At 63.3% G+C, this 17,247-nt stretch carries 16 protein-coding genes; 5 read left to right on the top strand and 11 right to left on the bottom strand.

Going from position 1 to position 17,247, the window contains the following annotated elements:
- Window positions 1-10 precede the first annotated feature (10 nt).
- Complete coding sequence (locus C4K27_RS04725) at window positions 11-1,210, top strand: glycosyltransferase family 4 protein (protein WP_053259663.1); 1,200 nt, start codon at window positions 11-13, stop codon at window positions 1,208-1,210.
- A 91-nt stretch (window positions 1,211-1,301) separates the two neighbouring features.
- Here the strand turns inward: C4K27_RS04725 and C4K27_RS04720 are convergent, their stop codons facing one another.
- From C4K27_RS04720 to C4K27_RS04710, 3 genes are all read right to left on the bottom strand, one after another.
- A complete protein-coding gene (locus tag C4K27_RS04720) occupies window positions 1,302-2,405 on the bottom strand; it encodes an NADH:flavin oxidoreductase (RefSeq protein WP_053259662.1) in 1,104 nt (367 codons plus the stop codon).
- A gap of 190 nt (window positions 2,406-2,595) precedes the next feature.
- The gene (locus C4K27_RS04715; protein ID WP_009042206.1) at window positions 2,596-3,078 is read right to left on the bottom strand and encodes a glutathione peroxidase; all 483 of its coding nucleotides are present in this window, start codon (window positions 3,076-3,078) and stop codon (window positions 2,596-2,598) included.
- 135 nt (window positions 3,079-3,213) lie between these two features.
- Window positions 3,214-3,699 carry an FKBP-type peptidyl-prolyl cis-trans isomerase gene (locus C4K27_RS04710; protein ID WP_007929845.1) on the bottom strand — a complete coding sequence of 162 codons (486 nt, stop codon included), beginning with the start codon at window positions 3,697-3,699 and terminating at the stop codon, window positions 3,214-3,216.
- On the opposite strand from C4K27_RS04710, the gene C4K27_RS04705 reads away from it, so the two are divergent.
- From C4K27_RS04705 to C4K27_RS04695, 3 genes are all read left to right on the top strand, one after another.
- Window positions 3,668-4,006 carry a DUF3565 domain-containing protein gene (locus C4K27_RS04705; protein ID WP_081002212.1) on the top strand — a complete coding sequence of 113 codons (339 nt, stop codon included), beginning with the start codon at window positions 3,668-3,670 and terminating at the stop codon, window positions 4,004-4,006. The two genes, C4K27_RS04710 and C4K27_RS04705, sit on opposite strands and share 32 nt — an antisense overlap.
- Before the next feature lie 62 nt (window positions 4,007-4,068).
- Complete coding sequence (pta, locus tag C4K27_RS04700; protein WP_053259660.1) at window positions 4,069-6,168, top strand: phosphate acetyltransferase; 2,100 nt, start codon at window positions 4,069-4,071, stop codon at window positions 6,166-6,168.
- A complete protein-coding gene (locus tag C4K27_RS04695) occupies window positions 6,161-7,072 on the top strand; it encodes a 1-acylglycerol-3-phosphate O-acyltransferase, YihG family (protein ID WP_007929847.1) in 912 nt (303 codons plus the stop codon). The genes pta and C4K27_RS04695 overlap by 8 nt, the downstream gene beginning before the upstream one ends.
- 163 nt (window positions 7,073-7,235) lie before the next feature.
- Here C4K27_RS04695 and cysN read toward each other — a convergent pair whose 3' ends face one another.
- The 3 genes from cysN to C4K27_RS04675 form a co-directional block, all read right to left on the bottom strand.
- Window positions 7,236-9,134, bottom strand: a complete 1,899-nt coding sequence (cysN, locus tag C4K27_RS04690) for a sulfate adenylyltransferase subunit CysN (RefSeq protein WP_053259659.1) — start codon at window positions 9,132-9,134, stop codon at window positions 7,236-7,238.
- A 12-nt stretch (window positions 9,135-9,146) separates the two neighbouring features.
- The gene (gene cysD / locus C4K27_RS04685; protein WP_007929849.1) at window positions 9,147-10,064 is read right to left on the bottom strand and encodes a sulfate adenylyltransferase subunit CysD; all 918 of its coding nucleotides are present in this window, start codon (window positions 10,062-10,064) and stop codon (window positions 9,147-9,149) included.
- Window positions 10,065-10,313: 249 nt separating this feature from the next.
- Window positions 10,314-11,072, bottom strand: coding sequence for a Nif3-like dinuclear metal center hexameric protein (locus C4K27_RS04675; protein WP_009042201.1), 759 nt, complete (start codon window positions 11,070-11,072; stop codon window positions 10,314-10,316).
- A gap of 102 nt (window positions 11,073-11,174) precedes the next feature.
- On the opposite strand from C4K27_RS04675, the gene algW reads away from it, so the two are divergent.
- The gene (algW, locus tag C4K27_RS04670) at window positions 11,175-12,329 is read left to right on the top strand and encodes a Do family serine endopeptidase AlgW (RefSeq protein WP_007929855.1); all 1,155 of its coding nucleotides are present in this window, start codon (window positions 11,175-11,177) and stop codon (window positions 12,327-12,329) included.
- A 53-nt stretch (window positions 12,330-12,382) separates the two neighbouring features.
- Here the strand turns inward: algW and hisC are convergent, their stop codons facing one another.
- The 5 genes from hisC to C4K27_RS04645 all read right to left on the bottom strand — a co-directional run bounded on the left by hisC (window position 12,383) and on the right by C4K27_RS04645 (window position 17,192).
- Window positions 12,383-13,435, bottom strand: coding sequence for a histidinol-phosphate transaminase (gene hisC / locus C4K27_RS04665; protein WP_053259658.1), 1,053 nt, complete (start codon window positions 13,433-13,435; stop codon window positions 12,383-12,385).
- Between the two features lie 2 nt (window positions 13,436-13,437).
- Window positions 13,438-14,766: a histidinol dehydrogenase gene (gene hisD, locus C4K27_RS04660; protein ID WP_007929857.1), complete on the bottom strand. Its 1,329-nt coding sequence runs from the start codon at window positions 14,764-14,766 to the stop codon at window positions 13,438-13,440.
- Between the two features lie 123 nt (window positions 14,767-14,889).
- Window positions 14,890-15,525: an ATP phosphoribosyltransferase gene (hisG, locus tag C4K27_RS04655; protein ID WP_007929858.1), complete on the bottom strand. Its 636-nt coding sequence runs from the start codon at window positions 15,523-15,525 to the stop codon at window positions 14,890-14,892.
- Window positions 15,526-15,652: 127 nt separating this feature from the next.
- Window positions 15,653-16,918 carry a UDP-N-acetylglucosamine 1-carboxyvinyltransferase gene (murA, locus tag C4K27_RS04650; RefSeq protein WP_007929859.1) on the bottom strand — a complete coding sequence of 422 codons (1,266 nt, stop codon included), beginning with the start codon at window positions 16,916-16,918 and terminating at the stop codon, window positions 15,653-15,655.
- A gap of 22 nt (window positions 16,919-16,940) precedes the next feature.
- On the bottom strand, window positions 16,941-17,192 hold the full coding sequence (locus C4K27_RS04645) for a BolA family protein (RefSeq protein ID WP_007929860.1): 252 nt from the start codon (window positions 17,190-17,192) through the stop codon (window positions 16,941-16,943).
- Between the last annotated feature and the right edge of the window lie 55 nt (window positions 17,193-17,247).

Here is a 17,247-nt window from a genome sequence, read left to right as displayed (position 1 = left end):
CAATGACGACATGGCCTCGGCTGACACTGAGGCCATGACGACAGCTCTGCATATCACTCTGATCACCGAAACCTTCCCACCGGAAATCAATGGCGTGGCCAATACCCTTGGCCGCCTGTGCGATGGATTGCGCGCCCGTGGACACCAGGTGGAACTGATCCGCCCACGTCAGGGCGCCGATCAGAGCCGGATCAGCGACGAGGGCCTGCTGCTGTGCCGTGGCTGGCCGCTGCCGGGTTATCCGGGGCTGCAATGGGGCCAGTCGTCGATGCACAAGCTGTTGCGGCGCTGGAAACGTCATCGCCCGGATGTGCTGTACATCGCCACCGAGGGCCCGCTGGGCCTGTCCGCGCTGCGGGCGGCGCGGCGCCTGGGGATTTCCGTGGTCAGCGGTTTCCACACCAACTTCCAGCAGTACTCCAGCCAGTACGGCCTGGGTTTGCTAACCCGCCTGCTGACCCACTACCTGCGCTGGTTCCACAACCGTTCCAAGCTGACCCTGGTGCCCAGCGCCAGCCAGCGCCTGGAGCTGGAGCGGCGCAACTTCGAACGCCTGGCGCTGCTGTCGCGCGGGGTCGACAGCCAGCTGTTCCACCCGGCCAAGCGCCTCAACGAACTGCGCCAAGGCTGGGGCCTGGGCAACGACGATATCGCGGTGATTCACGTTGGCCGCCTGGCGCCGGAGAAGAACCTGGGCCTGCTCAAACGCTGCTTCGCTCAGCTGCAGGACACTTATCCACAGCAGTCCATGAAATTGATCGTGGTGGGCGATGGCCCGCAACGCGCGGTCCTGCAGAGGGAGTTGCCGGACGCGGTGTTCTGCGGCTCGCAACGCGGCGAAGCGCTGGCCAGTCACTACGCGTCGGGGGATCTGTTCCTGTTCCCGAGCCTGACCGAAACCTTCGGCAACGTGGTGCTGGAGGCCCTGGCCTCGGGGCTGGCCGTGGTGGCCTACGACCAGGCCGCGGCGGCCCAGCATATTCGCCATGGCTACAACGGTGTGCTGGCGATGCCCGGGGACGAATGCGCGTTCTGCGATGCCGCCAGCTGGCTGCTGGAAGATCCCGAGACCTTGCGCCGGGTGCGCCTCAATGCCCGCCAGCACGCCAGTCGCCAGGGCTGGGCGGCGATCATCGAGCAGTTTGAAACCCAGCTGCGAGGCGCCTGCACGGAAGAAGTGGTGGTGCCTGAGGGGCGGTTGTTGCCCTAGCGCTGAAAACATCAGGGCCAAAAGCATCGCGGACAAGCCTCGTGATCCTGTAGGAGCGAGGCTTGCCCGCGATAACGTTTCCCGGCTGCACTCAGACCAGCGTCATCAACGCCTCACGGCTGAACGGCAGGATGTCCTGCTCGCGACCGTCCCGCACCTTCTGCGCCCAGTCCGGGTCCACCAGCAACGCGCGCCCTACCGCTACCAGATCGAATTCGTCGTTGTTCAGACGCTCCAGGAGCTTTTCCAGGCTCGCCGGCTGCGCCACCTTGTCGGTGTTGACCATGAATTGCAGGAACTCGCCGTCGAGGCCGACGCTGCCCACGGTAATGGTCGGCTTGCCGGTGAGCTGACGGGTCCAGCCGGCCAGGTTCAGCTCAGAACCCTCGAACTCCGGCTCCCAGAAACGCCGGGTGGAGCAGTGGAAGATGTCCACGCCGGCATCCGCCAGCGGCTTGAGGAACTCGCCCAGGGCCTCGGGGGTTTGGACCAGGCGGGCGCTGTAGTCCTGCTGCTTCCACTGCGAAAAACGGAAGATGATCGGAAAGCCAGGGCCCACCGCGGCGCGCACGGCCTGGATCAGCTCGATGGCAAACCGCGAACGCTGGGCCAGGTCGCCACCGTACTCGTCGGTACGCTGGTTGCTGCCCTCCCAGAAGAACTGGTCGACCAGGTAACCGTGGGCGCCGTGGATCTCCACGCCGTCCATGCCGATGTCCTGGGCATCCTTGGCGGCCTGGGCGAAGGCGGCGATCACTTCGCCGATGTCGTCCCGGGTCATGCCGTGGACCACCACCTGGCCATCCTTGAGTTTTTCCGACGGGCCGTAACCCGGCACGCTGGCGTCCGGCTCGGTGCCCAGGCGGCGCACATTGCCCACATGCCACAACTGCGGAACGATCTTGCCGCCTTCGGCGTGCACCGCGTCCACCACCTTCTTCCAGCCGGCCAGGGCCGCTTCGCCATAAAAGCGCGGAACGTTCGGATAGCCGTTGGAGGCCTTGTGCCCGACCGTGGTGCCTTCGGTGATGATCAGGCCGACCCCGGCCGCGGCGCGACGACGGTAGTACTCGATGACTTTCGAGTTCGGCACGCCACCCGGGGAAAACGAGCGGGTCATCGGCGCCATCACCACCCGGGTCGACAGCTCCAGGGCACCCAGCTGAAAGGGTTTGAACAAGGCTTGAACGGGCATGCGGTACTCCAGGGCTGACGGTCTTAATCGCGGGAAATGGCAAGTCGGGCGGGGACACCGACGGCCTTATGATGGTGATAATATTCCGTGCCCCAGGCAACGCCCAGCACTATTGATCGGGGTGATTAAGGTGCCAAAGCGGAGGAACGCGCGGTAAAACCGGCCGGGCAGCGGGGCCCGGCGTGCAGATTCAGCTCAAGGCTTTTTCGATGGCCTGGATGACCGTCGAATCGTCGGGCGCGGTGCGTGGGGAGAAACGCGCCAGGACGCGGCCGTCCTTGCCCAGCAGGAATTTCTCGAAATTCCAGGTGATGTCGCCCGGGAATTCCGCCCCTTCGCCCGCCAGCAGACGGTACAACTGATGGCGCTCCGGACCGTTGACGTCCAGCTTGCTGCTCAACGGAAAGGTCACCCCGTAGTTGAGGCTGCAGAATTCCTGGATCTCCTGCTCGGAGCCCGGCTCCTGCCCGGCGAACTGATTACACGGCAGGCCCAGCACGCTGAACCCCTGGCCTTTGTATTGCTGGTAGAGGTTCTCCAGCGCCGCGTATTGTGGTGTCAGACCACACTTGGAGGCGACGTTGACCACCAGCACGACGTGCCCCTTGAAAGGCGCGAGCGGTAGCTCCTGACCATCCAGGGCTTTCAATTTAAGGTCGTGAAAAGCACTCATGACGAACTCCAAATTCCCGTGTTCTTGCAGAAAACAGCCACTCGACAGTACCGCCTGTTGCCCGACGATAAAAGCCGCCGACTAAAAAGGCGCCCTCGGGCGCCTCTCCAGTCAGACTTGAGCTTAGCGCAGAAATCAGTGGTGATGGCCACCTTCGCCATGGACGTGGCCATGGGCGATTTCTTCCTGGCTGGCGTCACGGATGTCGACAACCTTGACCTTGAAGTTCAGGCGCTGGCCGGCCAGCGGGTGGTTGCCGTCGACAGTCACGTCGTCGCCATCCAGGTCGCGGATGGTGACGATCTGCATCTGGCCGTCCGGAGCGGAAGCGTGGAACTGCATGCCCACTTCCAGTTCGTCGACGCCTTCGAACATGCTGCGGCTCAGGGTGCTGACCAGCTCGGCGGCGTATTCGCCGTAGGCATCTTCCGGCTCAACGGCAACGCTCAGCTCGTCGCCGACGTTCTTGCCTTCCAGGGCCTTTTCCAGGCCTGGAATGATGTTTCCTGCACCATGCAGGTAGACCAGCGGTGCGCCGCCGGCGGAGCTGTCGATGACCTCACCAGCGTCGTTGGTGAGGGTATAGTCGATGGAGACAGCCTTGTTGGCGGCGATCAGCATGGGGCGAGACCTTTTGCATAAGAATGAAGAACGTCCAAGTTTAGCGAAGCAATCGCCCGAAAGCGAACGGAACCCGGACAAACGGAACCTGACGCCAGGCTCGACGATCGTCGGCTTTCATCAGGATGAAGACGGCCACTGGGTCGTCGAGCTGTCCTGTGGCCATACCCAGCACCTGCGCCACCAGCCGCCCTGGCAATCCCGGGCCTGGATCCTGGATCCGCTCAAGCGTGCGGAAAAAATAGGCCAGCCCTTTGCCTGCGGTTGGTGCGCACAAGGCTCGGTTAGCGCTAACCTTGGCGCCTGAATTTCCGGTAGAGCAGTAAACATAAGCGACTCACCGTGGCCATGCACCCGTCGAGAATCCGCATGCAAACTTTTTTTATCGCGCCCACCGATTTTGGTGTGGGTCTGACCTCCATCAGCCTCGGGCTGGTGCGTACCCTGGAACGAGCCGGCCTCAAGGTCGGCTTCTTCAAACCCATTGCCCAGCCTCACCCAGGCGATACCGGCCCTGAACGCTCGACCGAGCTGGTGGCCCGCACCCATGGCCTGAAACCGCCGCAGCCGCTGGGCCTGGCCCATGTCGAACGGATGCTCGGCGACGGCCAGCTGGACGAACTGCTGGAAGAAATCATCACCCTGTACCAGCAGGCGGCCGTCGGCAAGGACGTGCTGGTGGTCGAAGGCATGGTGCCGACCCGCAGCGCCAGCTATGCCGCGCGGGTCAACCTGCACCTGGCGAAAAGCCTGGATGCCGAGGTGATCCTGGTATCGGCCCCGGAAAACGAAGTGCTCACCGAGCTGTCCGGTCGCGTGGAGTTGCAGGCGCAGCTGTTCGGCGGCCCGCGCGATCCGAAAGTGCTGGGGGTGATCCTCAACAAGGTGCGGACCGACGAAAGCATGGAAGCCTTTTCCGCCCGCCTGAAAGAGCACTCGCCCCTGCTGCGCAGCGGCGACTTCCGCCTGCTCGGCTGCATCCCCTTCCAGCCGGAACTGAACGCGCCGCGCACCCGCGACGTCGCCGACCTGATGGGCGCCCAGGTGCTCAACGCCGGCGACTACGAAAGCCGGCGCATGACCAAAATCATCATCTGCGCGCGCACCATGCGTAACACCGTGGAACTGCTCAAGCCCGGCGTATTGGTAGTGACGCCCGGCGATCGCGACGACATCATCCTCGCCGTGAGCCTGGCCGCGATCAACGGCGTGCCCCTGGCCGGGTTGCTGCTGACCAGCGACACCCTGCCCGACCCGCGGATCATGGAGCTGTGCCGCGGCGCCTTGAATGCCGGCCTGCCAGTGCTGTCGGTGAGCACCGGCTCCTACGACACCGCCAACCAGTTGAACGGCCTGAACAAGGAAATCCCCATCGACGACCGCGAGCGCGCGGAGATCATCACCGACTTCGTCGCCAGCCACCTGGACGCCAAGTGGCTGCACCAGCGCTGCGGCACACCGCGGGAAATGCGCCTGTCGCCGGCGGTGTTCCGCTATCAGTTGATCCAGCGCGCCCAGGAAGCCAACAAGCGCATCGTCCTGCCCGAAGGCAGCGAGCCGCTGACCGTGCAGGCCGCGGCGATCTGCCAGGCGCGCGGCATCGCCCGTTGCGTGCTGCTGGCCAAGCCGGCGGATGTCGAGGCGGTCGCCCGGGCCCAGGGCATCGAGCTGCCGCCCGGCCTGGAAGTCATCGACCCGGATCAGATCCGCGAGCGTTACGTCGAGCCGATGGTGGCGCTGCGCAAGAGCAAGAGCCTCAACGCGCCGATGGCCGAACAGCAACTGGAAGACCCAGTAGTGATCGGCACCATGATGCTGGCCCTGGACGAAGTCGATGGCCTGGTGTCCGGCCTGATCCACTCCACCGCCAATACCATCCGCCCGGCCCTGCAGTTGATCAAGACCGCGCCGGGCTGCACCCTGGTGTCGTCGGTGTTTTTCATGCTGTTTCCCGAGCAGGTGCTGGTCTACGGCGACTGCGTGATGAACCCGCACCCGAGCGCCAGCGAGCTGGCCGAGATCGCCCTGCAAAGCGCCGACTCGGCGGCCGCGTTCGGCATCACCCCGAGGGTGGCGATGATCAGCTATTCCAGCGGTGAATCGGCCAGTGGCGAAGAAGTGGAGAAGGTCCGCGAAGCCACCTTGCTGGCCCATGAAGCCCAAAGCTCGCTGCTGATCGACGGTCCATTGCAATACGATGCCGCGGCCAACGAGGTCGTGGCCCAGCAACTGGCGCCCAACAGCCTGGTCGCGGGCAAGGCCACAGTGTTCGTGTTCCCCGACCTGAACACCGGCAACACTACCCACAAGGCCGTGCAGCGCAGCGCCGACTGCGTCAGCCTCGGGCCGATGCTGCAAGGCCTGCGCAAGCCGGTGAACGACTTGCCGCGCGGCGCCCAGGTCGACGACATCGTCTACACCATCGCCCTGACCGCGATTCAAGCCGCCAACCGACCCCTGGATGTGTAAATTGGATTTTCTACCTGCACCGCTGCGGGGCGTGATCGCCTCGCTGTTGTTGGCGCTCAACACCATCGTCTGCTGCACCCCGCTGTTCGTGGTGGCGATCTTCAAGTTGCTGCTGCCCTTCCCTGCGGCCCAGCGCTTCACCGACTGGCTGATGAGCCACATCCATGAAGCCTGGATCAGCAACAACAAGGCCTGGATGAGCCTGCTCGGGCACACCCGCTGGCACCTCAGCGGGCTCGACAGCCTGGACTACCGGCACTCGTACCTGATCACCAGCAACCACCAGAGCTGGGTCGACATCATGGTCCTGCAATACGTGCTCAACCGGCGTATCCGCCCGCTGAAGTTCTTCCTCAAGCAGGAGCTGATCTGGGTGCCGGTGATCGGCCTGGCCTGGTGGGCCCTGGGCTTCCCATTCATGAAGCGCTACTCCAAGGCCTACCTGGAAAAACACCCGGAGAAAAAGGGCAAGGACCTGGAGACCACTCGCAAGACCTGCGCGAAATTCCGCGACAACCCGGTGGGCATCTTCAACTTCGTCGAAGGCACACGCTTCACCCAGGCCAAGCACGCGCAACAGGCCTCACCGTTCCGCTACCTGCTCAAGCCCAAGGCCGGCGGCATCGCCTTCGTGCTGGACGCCATGGGCGAGCAGCTGGAATCCATCGTCAACGTCACCATTCATTATCCGGCGGGCCAGCCGGGTTATTGGGACCTGCTGTGCGGCAAGGTCAACGAGGTGGTGGTGCATTTCGAGGAGTTGCCGATCCCGCCGCAGTTCATCGGCAAGAACTACGATCAGGATGGCGTGTACCGCCTGGAGTTCCAGGGCTGGATCAACCAGCTGTGGCAGAACAAGGATGCGCTGCTGGAACAGATGCATCGGGAGTATCCAGGCAAATAACGGGGCGCCTGCAAGGGCCTCATCGCGGGCAAGCCTCGCTCCTACACAGAAGCAACACGCTTGCGTCTGTAGGAGCGAGGCTTGCCCGCGATAGCTTTCTCAAGGCCACAAAAAAGCCCGCCGTCGATCACTCGACGGCGGGCTTTTCATTGGCCGCTAAAGCTTAGATCGCGCCACGCTTGCGCAGCAGTTCCAGCACTTGCTTGACGCCCTCTTCCAGCGACACGGACTGGGTATCGATCACCAGATCGGCATCCAGCGGCACGTCGTACGGGAAGGACTCGCCCGGGATGTTATCCCCGCCTGCGGCGTACAAGCCCTGCGGATCACGCTCGGCGCAGGCCGCCGGCGAGGCCTGGACGTAGACCGTCAACAGACGTTCCTTGCCGATCAGGTCCCTGGCCTGTTCACGACCTTCCGCACTCGGCGCAACGAACGCCGCCAGGGTCAGCAGGCCGGCTTCGTTGAACTGGCGCGCCACGTGCGCGGCACGCCGCCAGTTCTCGGTACGCCCGGCGCGATCCTGGGGCAGGCCCTTGTTCAGGTCGTGACGCAGGTTCTGGCCGTCGAGGACGAATACCGCGCGGCCCAGGTCGAACAGCTTGCGCTCGACCGCGTAGGCCAGGGTGCTCTTGCCGGCGCCGGACAGGCCGCTGAACAGCACGGTGGCCGGTTGCTGGCCGAAGCGCTGGGCACGCTCCTCGGTGGCGACATGGGCCAGCTTGCCATGATGCGTGCTGCTGCCATGCACCACAGGCTGGGCGACGATCATGCCGGCGCCGACAGTGCCGTTGGTCAAGCGGTCGATGACGATGAACGCACCGGTGGTGCGGTTGCTGTCGTAACCGTCGAGGGCGATCGGCGCGTCAAGAGCGATCTTGACCTTGCCGATCTCGTTCAGCTGCAGGGCGCTGGCCGGACCTTCTTCAAGGGTGTTCACGTCGACCCTGTTGACGATGCTGGCAATGGAGCCCGGCACGTAGCTGGTGGCGCGCTTGATGTCGTATTTCTTGCCCGGCAGCATCGGCTCTTCGGCCATCCAGACCAGCATGGCTTCGAAACTGTCGGTCACCGGCGGTACGTTGTCGGCATGTACCAGCAGGTCGCCACGGGAGATGTCGATCTCGTCTTCCATGGTCAGGGTCACGGCCTGGCCCGGGCCGGCATGCTCCAGCTCGCCTTCGAAGGTGACGATGGATTTCACCCGACTGCTCTTGCCCGACGGCAGCACCACGACTTCGTCGCCCTTGTGCACGATGCCGCTGGCCAGGGTCCCGGCGAAACCACGGAAGTTCAGGTTCGGACGGTTGACGTACTGCACCGGGAAGCGCAGGTCGCTGAAGTTGCGGTCGCCCGCCACTTCCACGGTCTCGAGGATTTCCATCAGCGACTGGCCGGTGTACCACGGCGAGCGCTCGGACTTGTTCACCACGTTGTCGCCCTTGAGGGCCGACATCGGCACGAAGTGCAGGCTGGTGGGCTTCATCTTCAGGCCTTCGGCGAACTTCAGGTAGTCGGCCTTGATCGACTCGAACACGCCCTGGTCGAAGTCCTTGAGGTCCATCTTGTTGATGGCCACGACTATGTGCTTGATGCCCAGCAGGGAGGCGATGAAGCTGTGGCGACGGGTCTGGGTCTGCACGCCGTAGCGGGCATCCACCAGGATGATCGCCAGGTCACAGGTGGAAGCACCGGTGGCCATGTTGCGGGTGTACTGCTCATGGCCGGGGGTGTCGGCGATGATGAATTTGCGCTTGGCGGTGGAGAAGTAGCGATAGGCGACATCGATGGTGATGCCCTGCTCGCGCTCGGCCTGCAGGCCGTCGACCAGCAACGCCAGGTCGATGTCGTCGCCGGTGGTACCGACTTTTTTCGAGTCGCGGGTAATGGCTTCCAGATGGTCTTCGTAGATCATCTTCGAATCGTGCAGCAGGCGCCCGATCAGGGTGCTCTTGCCGTCGTCGACGTTACCGCAGGTCAAGAAGCGCAGCAGTTCTTTGCGTTCGTGCTGGGCCAGGTAGGCGAGGATGTCCTCGCTGATCAATTCGGATTGATGCGACATGTTAGACCCTACTTAGAAATAGCCCTGACGTTTCTTGTCTTCCATGGAACCGGCGCCATCGTGATCGATGACCCGGCCCTGGCGCTCGGAAGTTCGCGTCAGGAGCATTTCCTGAATGATGTCCGTCAGGCTCTCGGCCTCGGACTCCACCGCGCCCGTCAACGGGTAGCAGCCAAGGGTACGGAAACGCACCTTCTTCTTGACGATGCGGGCCTTCTCCTCGTCGGAGAGGTGCTCGAGGATGCGCTCGTCGTCGATCATGATCAGGGTGCCGTTCTTCTCGATCACTTCGCGCTCGGCGGCGAAGTACAGCGGCACGATCGGGATGCCTTCCAGATAGATGTATTGCCAGATGTCCAGCTCGGTCCAGTTCGACAGCGGGAAGACGCGGATCGACTCGCCCTTGTTGACCTTGCCGTTGTAGACGTTCCACAGCTCGGGGCGCTGGTTCTTCGGGTCCCAGCGATGCTTGCTGTCGCGGAACGAGTACACGCGCTCCTTGGCCCGGGATTTCTCTTCGTCACGCCGGGCACCGCCGAACGCCGCATCGAAACCGTACTTGTCCAGCGCCTGCTTGAGGCCCTCGGTTTTCATGATGTCGGTGTGCTTGGCACTGCCGTGGGTGAAGGGGTTGATGCCCTGCGCAACGCCTTCCGGGTTGACGTGGGTGATCAGTTCCAGGCCCAGCTCTTCGACCATGCGATCGCGGAACTTGTACATCTCCTGGAATTTCCACTGGGTGTCGACGTGCATCACCGGAAACGGCAGCTTGCCCGGGAAGAACGCCTTGCGCGCCAGGTGCAGCATCACGGCGGAGTCTTTACCGATGGAGTACAGCATCACCGGGTTGTCGAACTCGGCGGCCACCTCGCGGATGATGTGGATGCTTTCCGCCTCCAGCTGTTTCAGATGCGTCAGTTTGTCGACCATGGCTACTCACGAAAGCTTTCTTATGGACGGCCTGCGGGCCGTGTTCGAGCGGGGCATGCTAGCACAGCGACCTCTTCTAATCAGGACGCCAGCTAGATCGAAACGGTATATGAATATACCCGCCTGTTTGCTGTGTTTACGCCTCTCTGTAGCCGCTGCCGCAGGCGGCGATCGACTGCGCAGCAGGCGTGCTCTTGAAAGCCCTGCGGGCCTTGGTGCAGCCTGCGGCAGCGGCTACAGGACAAGGCTTTATATAGGGTTCGGGCAGTCGATGAACAAGTGTTCGAGGGCGAAGCGGCGGGCCAGGTAATCCCCCAGCGCCTGCACGCCGTAACGCTCGGTGGCGTGATGACCGGCAGCGATGAAACTGATGTCGTTTTCCCGGGCGCTGTGGAAGGTCTGCTCCGAGGCCTCACCGCTCAGGTACAGATCGACCCCGGCCAGCACCGCCTGATCGATGTAGCCCTGGCCACCGCCGGTGCACCAGCCGACACGCCGGATCATCTTGCTGCCTTCGACCACCAGCGGCTCGCGCCCCATCACCTCCTGAACCTTGCGCGCGAAGTCCCGCGCGGTCATGGGCTCGGCAAGGGAGCCGACCAGCCCGACGATCTTCAGGTTGTCCGGGTCCAGCGGACCTTCCACGGTGATATCCAGCTGCCGCGCCAGCTGCACGTTGTTGCCGACGTCCGGGTGCAGGTCCAGCGGCAGGTGATAGGCCAGCAGGCTGATATCGTGCTTGAGCAGGGTTTTCAGCCGGCGCTGCTTCATGCCGGTGATGCAGGGGTTCTCGCCTTTCCAGAAATAACCGTGATGCACCAGCACCAGATCGGCATTGGCCTCCACCGCGGCATCAAGCAATGCCTGGCTGGCCGTGACACCGCTGACGATGCGCATCACTTGTGGCCGGCCTTCGACCTGCAAGCCATTGGGGCAGTAATCGGCGATTCGCGAACTGCCCAGGTAGCGGTCCGCTTCCTCTACCAGAGTGCTCAGGGCAACGGCCATAAAAGACTCCTAAATATCCCGTTCAGAGGCGCGCGCGGCCTCGTATAATGCGCGACATTATGGGCCGTCCCGGGCGGCCTGCAACCTCTCAGGACTTGCTCAATGCTCAAGGCTCTGCGTTTTTTTGGCTGGCCACTGTTGGCCGGCGTGCTTATCGCGTTGCTGATAATTCAGCGCTACCCGCAATGGGTCGGCCTGCCCAGCCTGGACGTCAACCTGCAGCAAGCCCCACAAACCAAGGCGCTTCGACAAGGCCCGGTGTCCTATGCCGATGCCGTGGCGATCGCCGCGCCGGCGGTGGTCAACCTGTACACCACCAAGGTCATCAACAAACCGGCGCACCCGTTGTTCGAGGACCCACAGTTCCGCCGCTTCTTCGGCGACAACCTGCCCAAGCAGCAGCGCATGGAATCGAGCCTGGGTTCCGGGGTGATCATGAGTCCCGAAGGTTATCTGCTGACCAACAACCACGTGACCGCCGGCGCCGAACAGATTGTGGTGGCGCTCAAGGACGGTCGTGAAACCCTGGCCCATGTGATCGGCAGCGATCCGGAAACCGACCTGGCGGTCCTCAAGATCGATCTGAAGAACCTGCCTTCGATCACCGTCGGACGCTCCGACAGCATCCGCATCGGCGACGTGACCCTGGCCATCGGCAACCCGTTCGGGGTCGGCCAGACCGTGACCATGGGCATCATCAGCGCCACCGGGCGCAATCAGCTGGGCCTGAACAACTACGAAGACTTCATCCAGACCGACGCGGCGATCAACCCGGGCAACTCCGGCGGCGCGCTGGTGGATGCCAACGGTAACCTGACCGGGATCAACACGGCGATCTTCTCCAAGTCCGGCGGTTCCCAGGGCATTGGCTTCGCCATCCCGATCAAGCTGGCCATGGAGGTGATGAAGTCGATCATCGAACACGGCCAGGTGATTCGTGGCTGGCTGGGTATCGAGGTGCAGCCGCTGACCCAGGAACTGGCCGAATCGTTCGGCTTGTCCGGGCGCCCGGGCATCGTGGTGGCGGGGATTTTCCGCGACGGTCCGGCGCAAAAAGCCGGCATGCAGTTGGGTGACGTGATTCTCAGCATCGATGGTGAACCGGCCGGCGATGGCCGTCGCTCGATGAACCAGGTGGCGCGGATCAAACCCAGCGACAAGGTCAGCATCCAGGTGATGCGCAACGGCAAGGAGCTCAAGCTCACCGCTGAAATCGGCCTGCGCCCGCCACCGGCGCCGGTCAAGGAAAAAGAGTAAAGGCATCGCGAGCCAGCTCTCTCCTATTGGAGCGAGCTGGCTCGCGATAGGGCTTACAGCTCGCCCAGGCCGTCGATCAGGGCCTGGTTCTGCTCCGGCGTGCCGATACTGATCCGCAGGAACTGGGCAATCCGCTCCTGCTTGAAGTGCCGGACAATCACCCCCTGCTCCCGCAGCTTGGCCGCCAGGGTCGCTGCGTCGTGCTGCGGATGGCGGGCAAAGATGAAGTTGGCGGCCGACGGCAGCACTTCAAAGCCCTTGGCGCGCAACTGCGCCACCACCTGCTCGCGGCTATCGATCACCAGCTGGCAGGTCTTGGCGAAGTACTCGCGATCCTCGAACGCCGCCGCGGCCCCGACGATCGCCAGGCGATCCAGCGGGTAGGAGTTGAAGCTGTTCTTGATCCGCTCCAGAGCTTCGATCAGGTCCGGGTGCCCCACCGCCAGGCCGACCCGCAGGCCAGCCAGCGAACGGGACTTGGACAGGGTCTGGGTCACCAGCAGGTTCGGATAGCGGTCCACCAGGCTGATGGCGGTTTCACCGCCGAAATCGATGTACGCCTCGTCCACCACCACGACCGAATCCGGGCTGGCCTTGAGGATCTGCTCGACGGCCTCCAGGGCCAGCAGGCAACCGGTCGGCGCGTTCGGATTGGGGAAGATGATCCCACCATTCGGCCTGGCGTAATCGGCTGGGCGGATCTGGAACTGCTCATCCAGCGGCAGCGCCTCGAAGTCGATGCCGTACAGGCCGCAATACACCGGATAGAAGCTGTAGCTGATATCCGGGAACAGCAGCGGCCGGTCGTGCTGCAGCAAGCCGTGGAAGATGTGCGCCAGCACTTCGTCGGAACCGTTGCCGAGGAACACCTGGTTGCTCTGTACCCCGTAATAGCGGGCCACCGCCTGCTTGAGCAGGTCGCTGTTGGGGTCCGGGTACAGGCGCAGGTTGTCGTTCAGTTCGCCCTGCATCGCGGCCAGCGCCTTGGGCGACGGACCGTAAGGGTTTTCGTTGGTGTTGAGCTTGACCAGTTTGGTCAGCTTCGGCTGTTCGCCCGGCACGTAGGGCACCAAGTCCTTGACGAACGGACTCCAGAATTTACTCATGCTTATTGCCCCTGTTCCTGGTCAGCGATGATCCGGTATTCCGCACTGCGGGCGTGGGCGCTCAGCGACTCGCCACGGGCCAGCACCGAGGCGGTCTTGCCCAGTTCGGAAGCGCCCTGCTCCGAGCAGAAAATGATCGACGAACGTTTCTGGAAGTCATACACCCCCAGCGGCGAGGAGAACCGCGCCGTGCCGGAAGTCGGCAACACGTGGTTCGGGCCCGCGCAGTAGTCGCCCAGGGCCTCGGAAGTGTGACGGCCCATGAAGATCGCGCCAGCGTGGCGGATCTGTGGCAGCCAGGCCTGGGGATCGGCGACGGACAGCTCGAGGTGCTCCGGAGCGATGCGGTTGGCCACGTCAATGGCCTGCTGCATGTCGCGCACCTGGATCAGCGCGCCACGGCCGTTGATCGAGGTATTGATGATTTGCGCGCGCTCCATGGTCGGCAGCAGCTTGGCGATGCTGGCGGCGACCTGATCGAGGAACGCGGCGTCCGGGCTGACCAGGATCGCCTGGGCGTCTTCGTCGTGCTCGGCCTGGGAGAACAGGTCCATAGCGATCCAGTCTGGGTCGGTCTGGCCGTCGCATACCACCAGGATCTCCGAAGGGCCGGCGATCATGTCGATACCCACCTGGCCGAACACGTGACGCTTGGCGGTGGCCACATAGATGTTGCCCGGGCCGACCACCTTGTCCACCTGCGGCACGCTCTCGGTACCGTAGGCCAGGGCGGCAACGGCCTGGGCGCCACCGATGGTGAACACCCGGTCGACGCCGGCGATGCAGGCCGCGGCCAGCACCAGTTCATTGACCTCGCCACGCGGGGTCGGCACCACCATCACCACCTCGGTGACGCCCGCCACCTTGGCCGGGATGGCATTCATCAACACCGAGGAGGGATAAGACGCCTTGCCACCCGGCACATACAGGCCGGCGCGGTCCAGCGGCGTGACCTTCTGGCCCAGCACCGTGCCGTCGGCCTCGGTGTAGCTCCAGGAGTCCTGTTTCTGTTTTTCGTGGTAGCTGCGCACCCGCGCCGCGGCTTTTTCCAGGGCTTCGCGCTGGGCCAGGGTGATCCGGGTCAGGGCCAGTTCCAGGCGCTCGCGCGGCAGGATCAGGTCGGCCATGGATGCCACTTGCAGGCCGTCGAAACGCTGGGTGAATTCCACCAGCGCCGCGTCGCCGCGCTCGCGCACCGCTTTGATGATGTCCAGCACCCGCTGATTGACCGAGTCGTCAGACACACTTTCCCAGCTCAGCAGATGATCCAGATGATGCGCGAAATCCGGGTCAGCAGCGTTGAGTCGGCGAATTGCAGTGGGAGCGGTCATAGCGAGGGCCTCATTGAATGGCTAATGCTCAGGCACCCTAAGCTACCAGTCCATTCGCGCGGGCACCTGAGAAAATTGGCTATGACACGGATAGACGGGCGCGGCTGGCGCCGCGCGAGTGAATCAACCGCGGTGTCGCGACTCCACTGCTTTGCGCAGGGTGTCGATCAGTGCCTGGATGCGGGCGTGCTGCATTTTCATGGAGGCCTTGTTGACCACCAGGCGGGAACTGATCATGGAAATCAGCTCCTGGGGCTCCAGGCCGTTGGCCCGCAGGGTGTTGCCGGTGTCGACCACGTCGATGATCTTGTCCGCCAGGCCGATCAGCGGCGCCAGCTCCATCGAGCCGTACAGCTTGATGATGTCGACCTGACGACCCTGCTCGGCGTAGTAACGCTTGGCAACGTTGACGAACTTGGTGGCGACACGCAGTCGGCCCTTGGGCTCGACCGCGCCGATGGCACCGGCGGTCATCAGCTTGCACTGAGCGATCTGCAGGTCCAGCGGCTCGTACAGGCCCTGGCCGCCGTATTCCATCAGCACATCTTTACCGGCAACGCCGAGGTCGGCGGCACCATGTTCGACATAGGTCGGCACGTCGGTGGCGCGCACGATCAGCAAGCGCACATCGGCCTGGGTCGTGGGGATGATCAGCTTGCGGCTCTTGTCCGGATTCTCGGTGGGCACGATGCCGGCTTCGGCCAGAAGCGGCAAGGTGTCATCAAGGATGCGGCCCTTGGACAGTGCGATGGTCAACATGGGAAACGTAAGTCCTTATCAGGATACTCATGCCCGGTCACAAATGGCGCCAGACACGCATCGAGCCTGAACACAGGCTCGACTTGGAACGAAACCTTGGGGCACGTCCCTGTGCCCATCACGCAAACTAGCCCGGTACGCGGCGGATCTTGGCGCCGAGCATCTGCAGCTTCTCTTCGATGCACTCGTAACCACGGTCGATGTGGTAGATGCGATCGATCAGGGTGTCGCCTTCGGCCATCAGGGCCGAGATCACCAGGCTGGCCGAAGCCCGCAGGTCGGTGGCCATGACGGGCGCGCCCTTGAGGATTTCGGTACCGGTGACGATGGCGGTGTTGCCTTCGACCTGGATCTTCGCGCCCATGCGGTGCAACTCGTAGACGTGCATGAAGCGGTTTTCGAAGATGGTCTCGATCACCGCGCCAGTGCCTTCGGCAATGGCGTTGAGGGAGATGAACTGGGCCTGCATGTCGGTCGGGAACGCCGGGTACGGCGCGGTACGCACGTTGACCGCCTTCGGACGCTTGCCGTGCATGTTCAGCTCGATCCAGTCCTCGCCGGTGGTGACTTCGGCGCCGGATTCCTTGAGCTTTTCCAGGACGGCTTCGAGGATGGTCGGATCGGTGTCCTTGACCTTCACGCGACCGCCAGTCACGGCGGCGGCGACCAGGTAGGTGCCGGTCTCGATACGGTCCGGCATGACCTTGTAGGTCGCCGAGTGCAGGCGCTCGACACCGTCGATGGTGATGGTGTCGGTACCGGCGCCGGAAACCTTGGCGCCCATGGCGTTGAGGAAGTTCGCCAGGTCGACCACTTCCGGCTCGCGGGCGGCGTTCTGCAGCACGCTGCGGCCCTTGGCCAGGGCCGCTGCCATCATGATGTTCTCGGTACCGGTCACACTCACGGTATCGAAGAAGAAGTGCGCGCCGCGCAGGCCGCCTTCAGGCGCCTTGGCCTTGATGTAGCCGCCTTCGACGTCGATCACCGCGCCCATGGCTTCCAGGCCGCGGATGTGCAGGTCGACCGGACGCGAACCGATGGCGCAACCGCCAGGCAGCGCGACTTCGGCTTCGCCGAAACGGGCAACCATCGGGCCCAGCACCAGGATCGAGGCACGCATGGTCTTGACCAGTTCATACGGCGCGACCAGGGTCTTGATGGTGCGCGGGTCGATTTCGACGCTGAGTTTCTCGTCGATCACAGGCTCGATGCCCATGCGACCGAACAGCTCGATCATGGTGGTGATGTCGTGCAGGTGCGGCAGGTTGGCGACCGTGACCGGGCCATCGCACAGCAGGGTTGCAGCCAGAATCGGCAGGGCAGAGTTCTTTGCCCCGGAAATGCGGATTTCGCCATCAAGACGAACGCCGCCGGTAATAATCAATTTATCCATAAGAATCTCGACGCCCTTGGGCTCAGGTGCGCTCGGCCCAAGCCGCGCTGCTGAAAAATTTCATAGTGACCGCATGGATGCTGCCATCGGCGATCCACGGGTTCAAATGGGCATAGATGCTCTGCTGACGCTTGACCGGACTCAAGGCCACCAGTTCGTCACTGATCACATTCAGCTGAAAGTTGCAGCCTTCGCCCTCAACTTCTACCTGAACGGATGAAAGAGTCTCGGACAGCTTTCCTTCAAGGAAGCTCTTCACTTCGTTGGCCTGCATGCTCAACCTCAATCGGCGCCCTGTGCGCGCGGGTCGGACATCATACAAAAAAGCC

The organism is Pseudomonas chlororaphis subsp. chlororaphis (genome assembly GCF_003945765.1).
GTDB lineage: Bacteria > Pseudomonadota > Gammaproteobacteria > Pseudomonadales > Pseudomonadaceae > Aquipseudomonas > Aquipseudomonas chlororaphis.
The sequence above is the reverse complement of the archived record's forward strand: the minus strand, read 5'-3'. Positions and strand labels throughout refer to the sequence as shown.

What these genes read in the sequence shown, in the direction of transcription:
- C4K27_RS04725 (WP_053259663.1), top strand. Translation starts at nt 11, where the DNA reads ATGGCCTCGGCTGACACTGAGGCCATGACGACAGCTCTGCATATCACT.
- C4K27_RS04720 (WP_053259662.1), bottom strand. Translation starts at nt 2,405, where the DNA reads ATGCCCGTTCAAGCCTTGTTCAAACCCTTTCAGCTGGGTGCCCTGGAG.
- C4K27_RS04715 (WP_009042206.1), bottom strand. Translation starts at nt 3,078, where the DNA reads ATGAGTGCTTTTCACGACCTTAAATTGAAAGCCCTGGATGGTCAGGAG.
- C4K27_RS04705 (WP_081002212.1), top strand. Translation starts at nt 3,668, where the DNA reads ATGGAGACAGCCTTGTTGGCGGCGATCAGCATGGGGCGAGACCTTTTG.
- C4K27_RS04710 (WP_007929845.1), bottom strand. Translation starts at nt 3,699, where the DNA reads ATGCTGATCGCCGCCAACAAGGCTGTCTCCATCGACTATACCCTCACC.
- pta (WP_053259660.1), top strand. Translation starts at nt 4,069, where the DNA reads ATGCAAACTTTTTTTATCGCGCCCACCGATTTTGGTGTGGGTCTGACC.
- C4K27_RS04695 (WP_007929847.1), top strand. Translation starts at nt 6,161, where the DNA reads ATGTGTAAATTGGATTTTCTACCTGCACCGCTGCGGGGCGTGATCGCC.
- cysN (WP_053259659.1), bottom strand. Translation starts at nt 9,134, where the DNA reads ATGTCGCATCAATCCGAATTGATCAGCGAGGACATCCTCGCCTACCTG.
- cysD (WP_007929849.1), bottom strand. Translation starts at nt 10,064, where the DNA reads ATGGTCGACAAACTGACGCATCTGAAACAGCTGGAGGCGGAAAGCATC.
- C4K27_RS04675 (WP_009042201.1), bottom strand. Translation starts at nt 11,072, where the DNA reads ATGGCCGTTGCCCTGAGCACTCTGGTAGAGGAAGCGGACCGCTACCTG.
- algW (WP_007929855.1), top strand. Translation starts at nt 11,175, where the DNA reads ATGCTCAAGGCTCTGCGTTTTTTTGGCTGGCCACTGTTGGCCGGCGTG.
- hisC (WP_053259658.1), bottom strand. Translation starts at nt 13,435, where the DNA reads ATGAGTAAATTCTGGAGTCCGTTCGTCAAGGACTTGGTGCCCTACGTG.
- hisD (WP_007929857.1), bottom strand. Translation starts at nt 14,766, where the DNA reads ATGACCGCTCCCACTGCAATTCGCCGACTCAACGCTGCTGACCCGGAT.
- hisG (WP_007929858.1), bottom strand. Translation starts at nt 15,525, where the DNA reads ATGTTGACCATCGCACTGTCCAAGGGCCGCATCCTTGATGACACCTTG.
- murA (WP_007929859.1), bottom strand. Translation starts at nt 16,918, where the DNA reads ATGGATAAATTGATTATTACCGGCGGCGTTCGTCTTGATGGCGAAATC.
- C4K27_RS04645 (WP_007929860.1), bottom strand. Translation starts at nt 17,192, where the DNA reads ATGCAGGCCAACGAAGTGAAGAGCTTCCTTGAAGGAAAGCTGTCCGAG.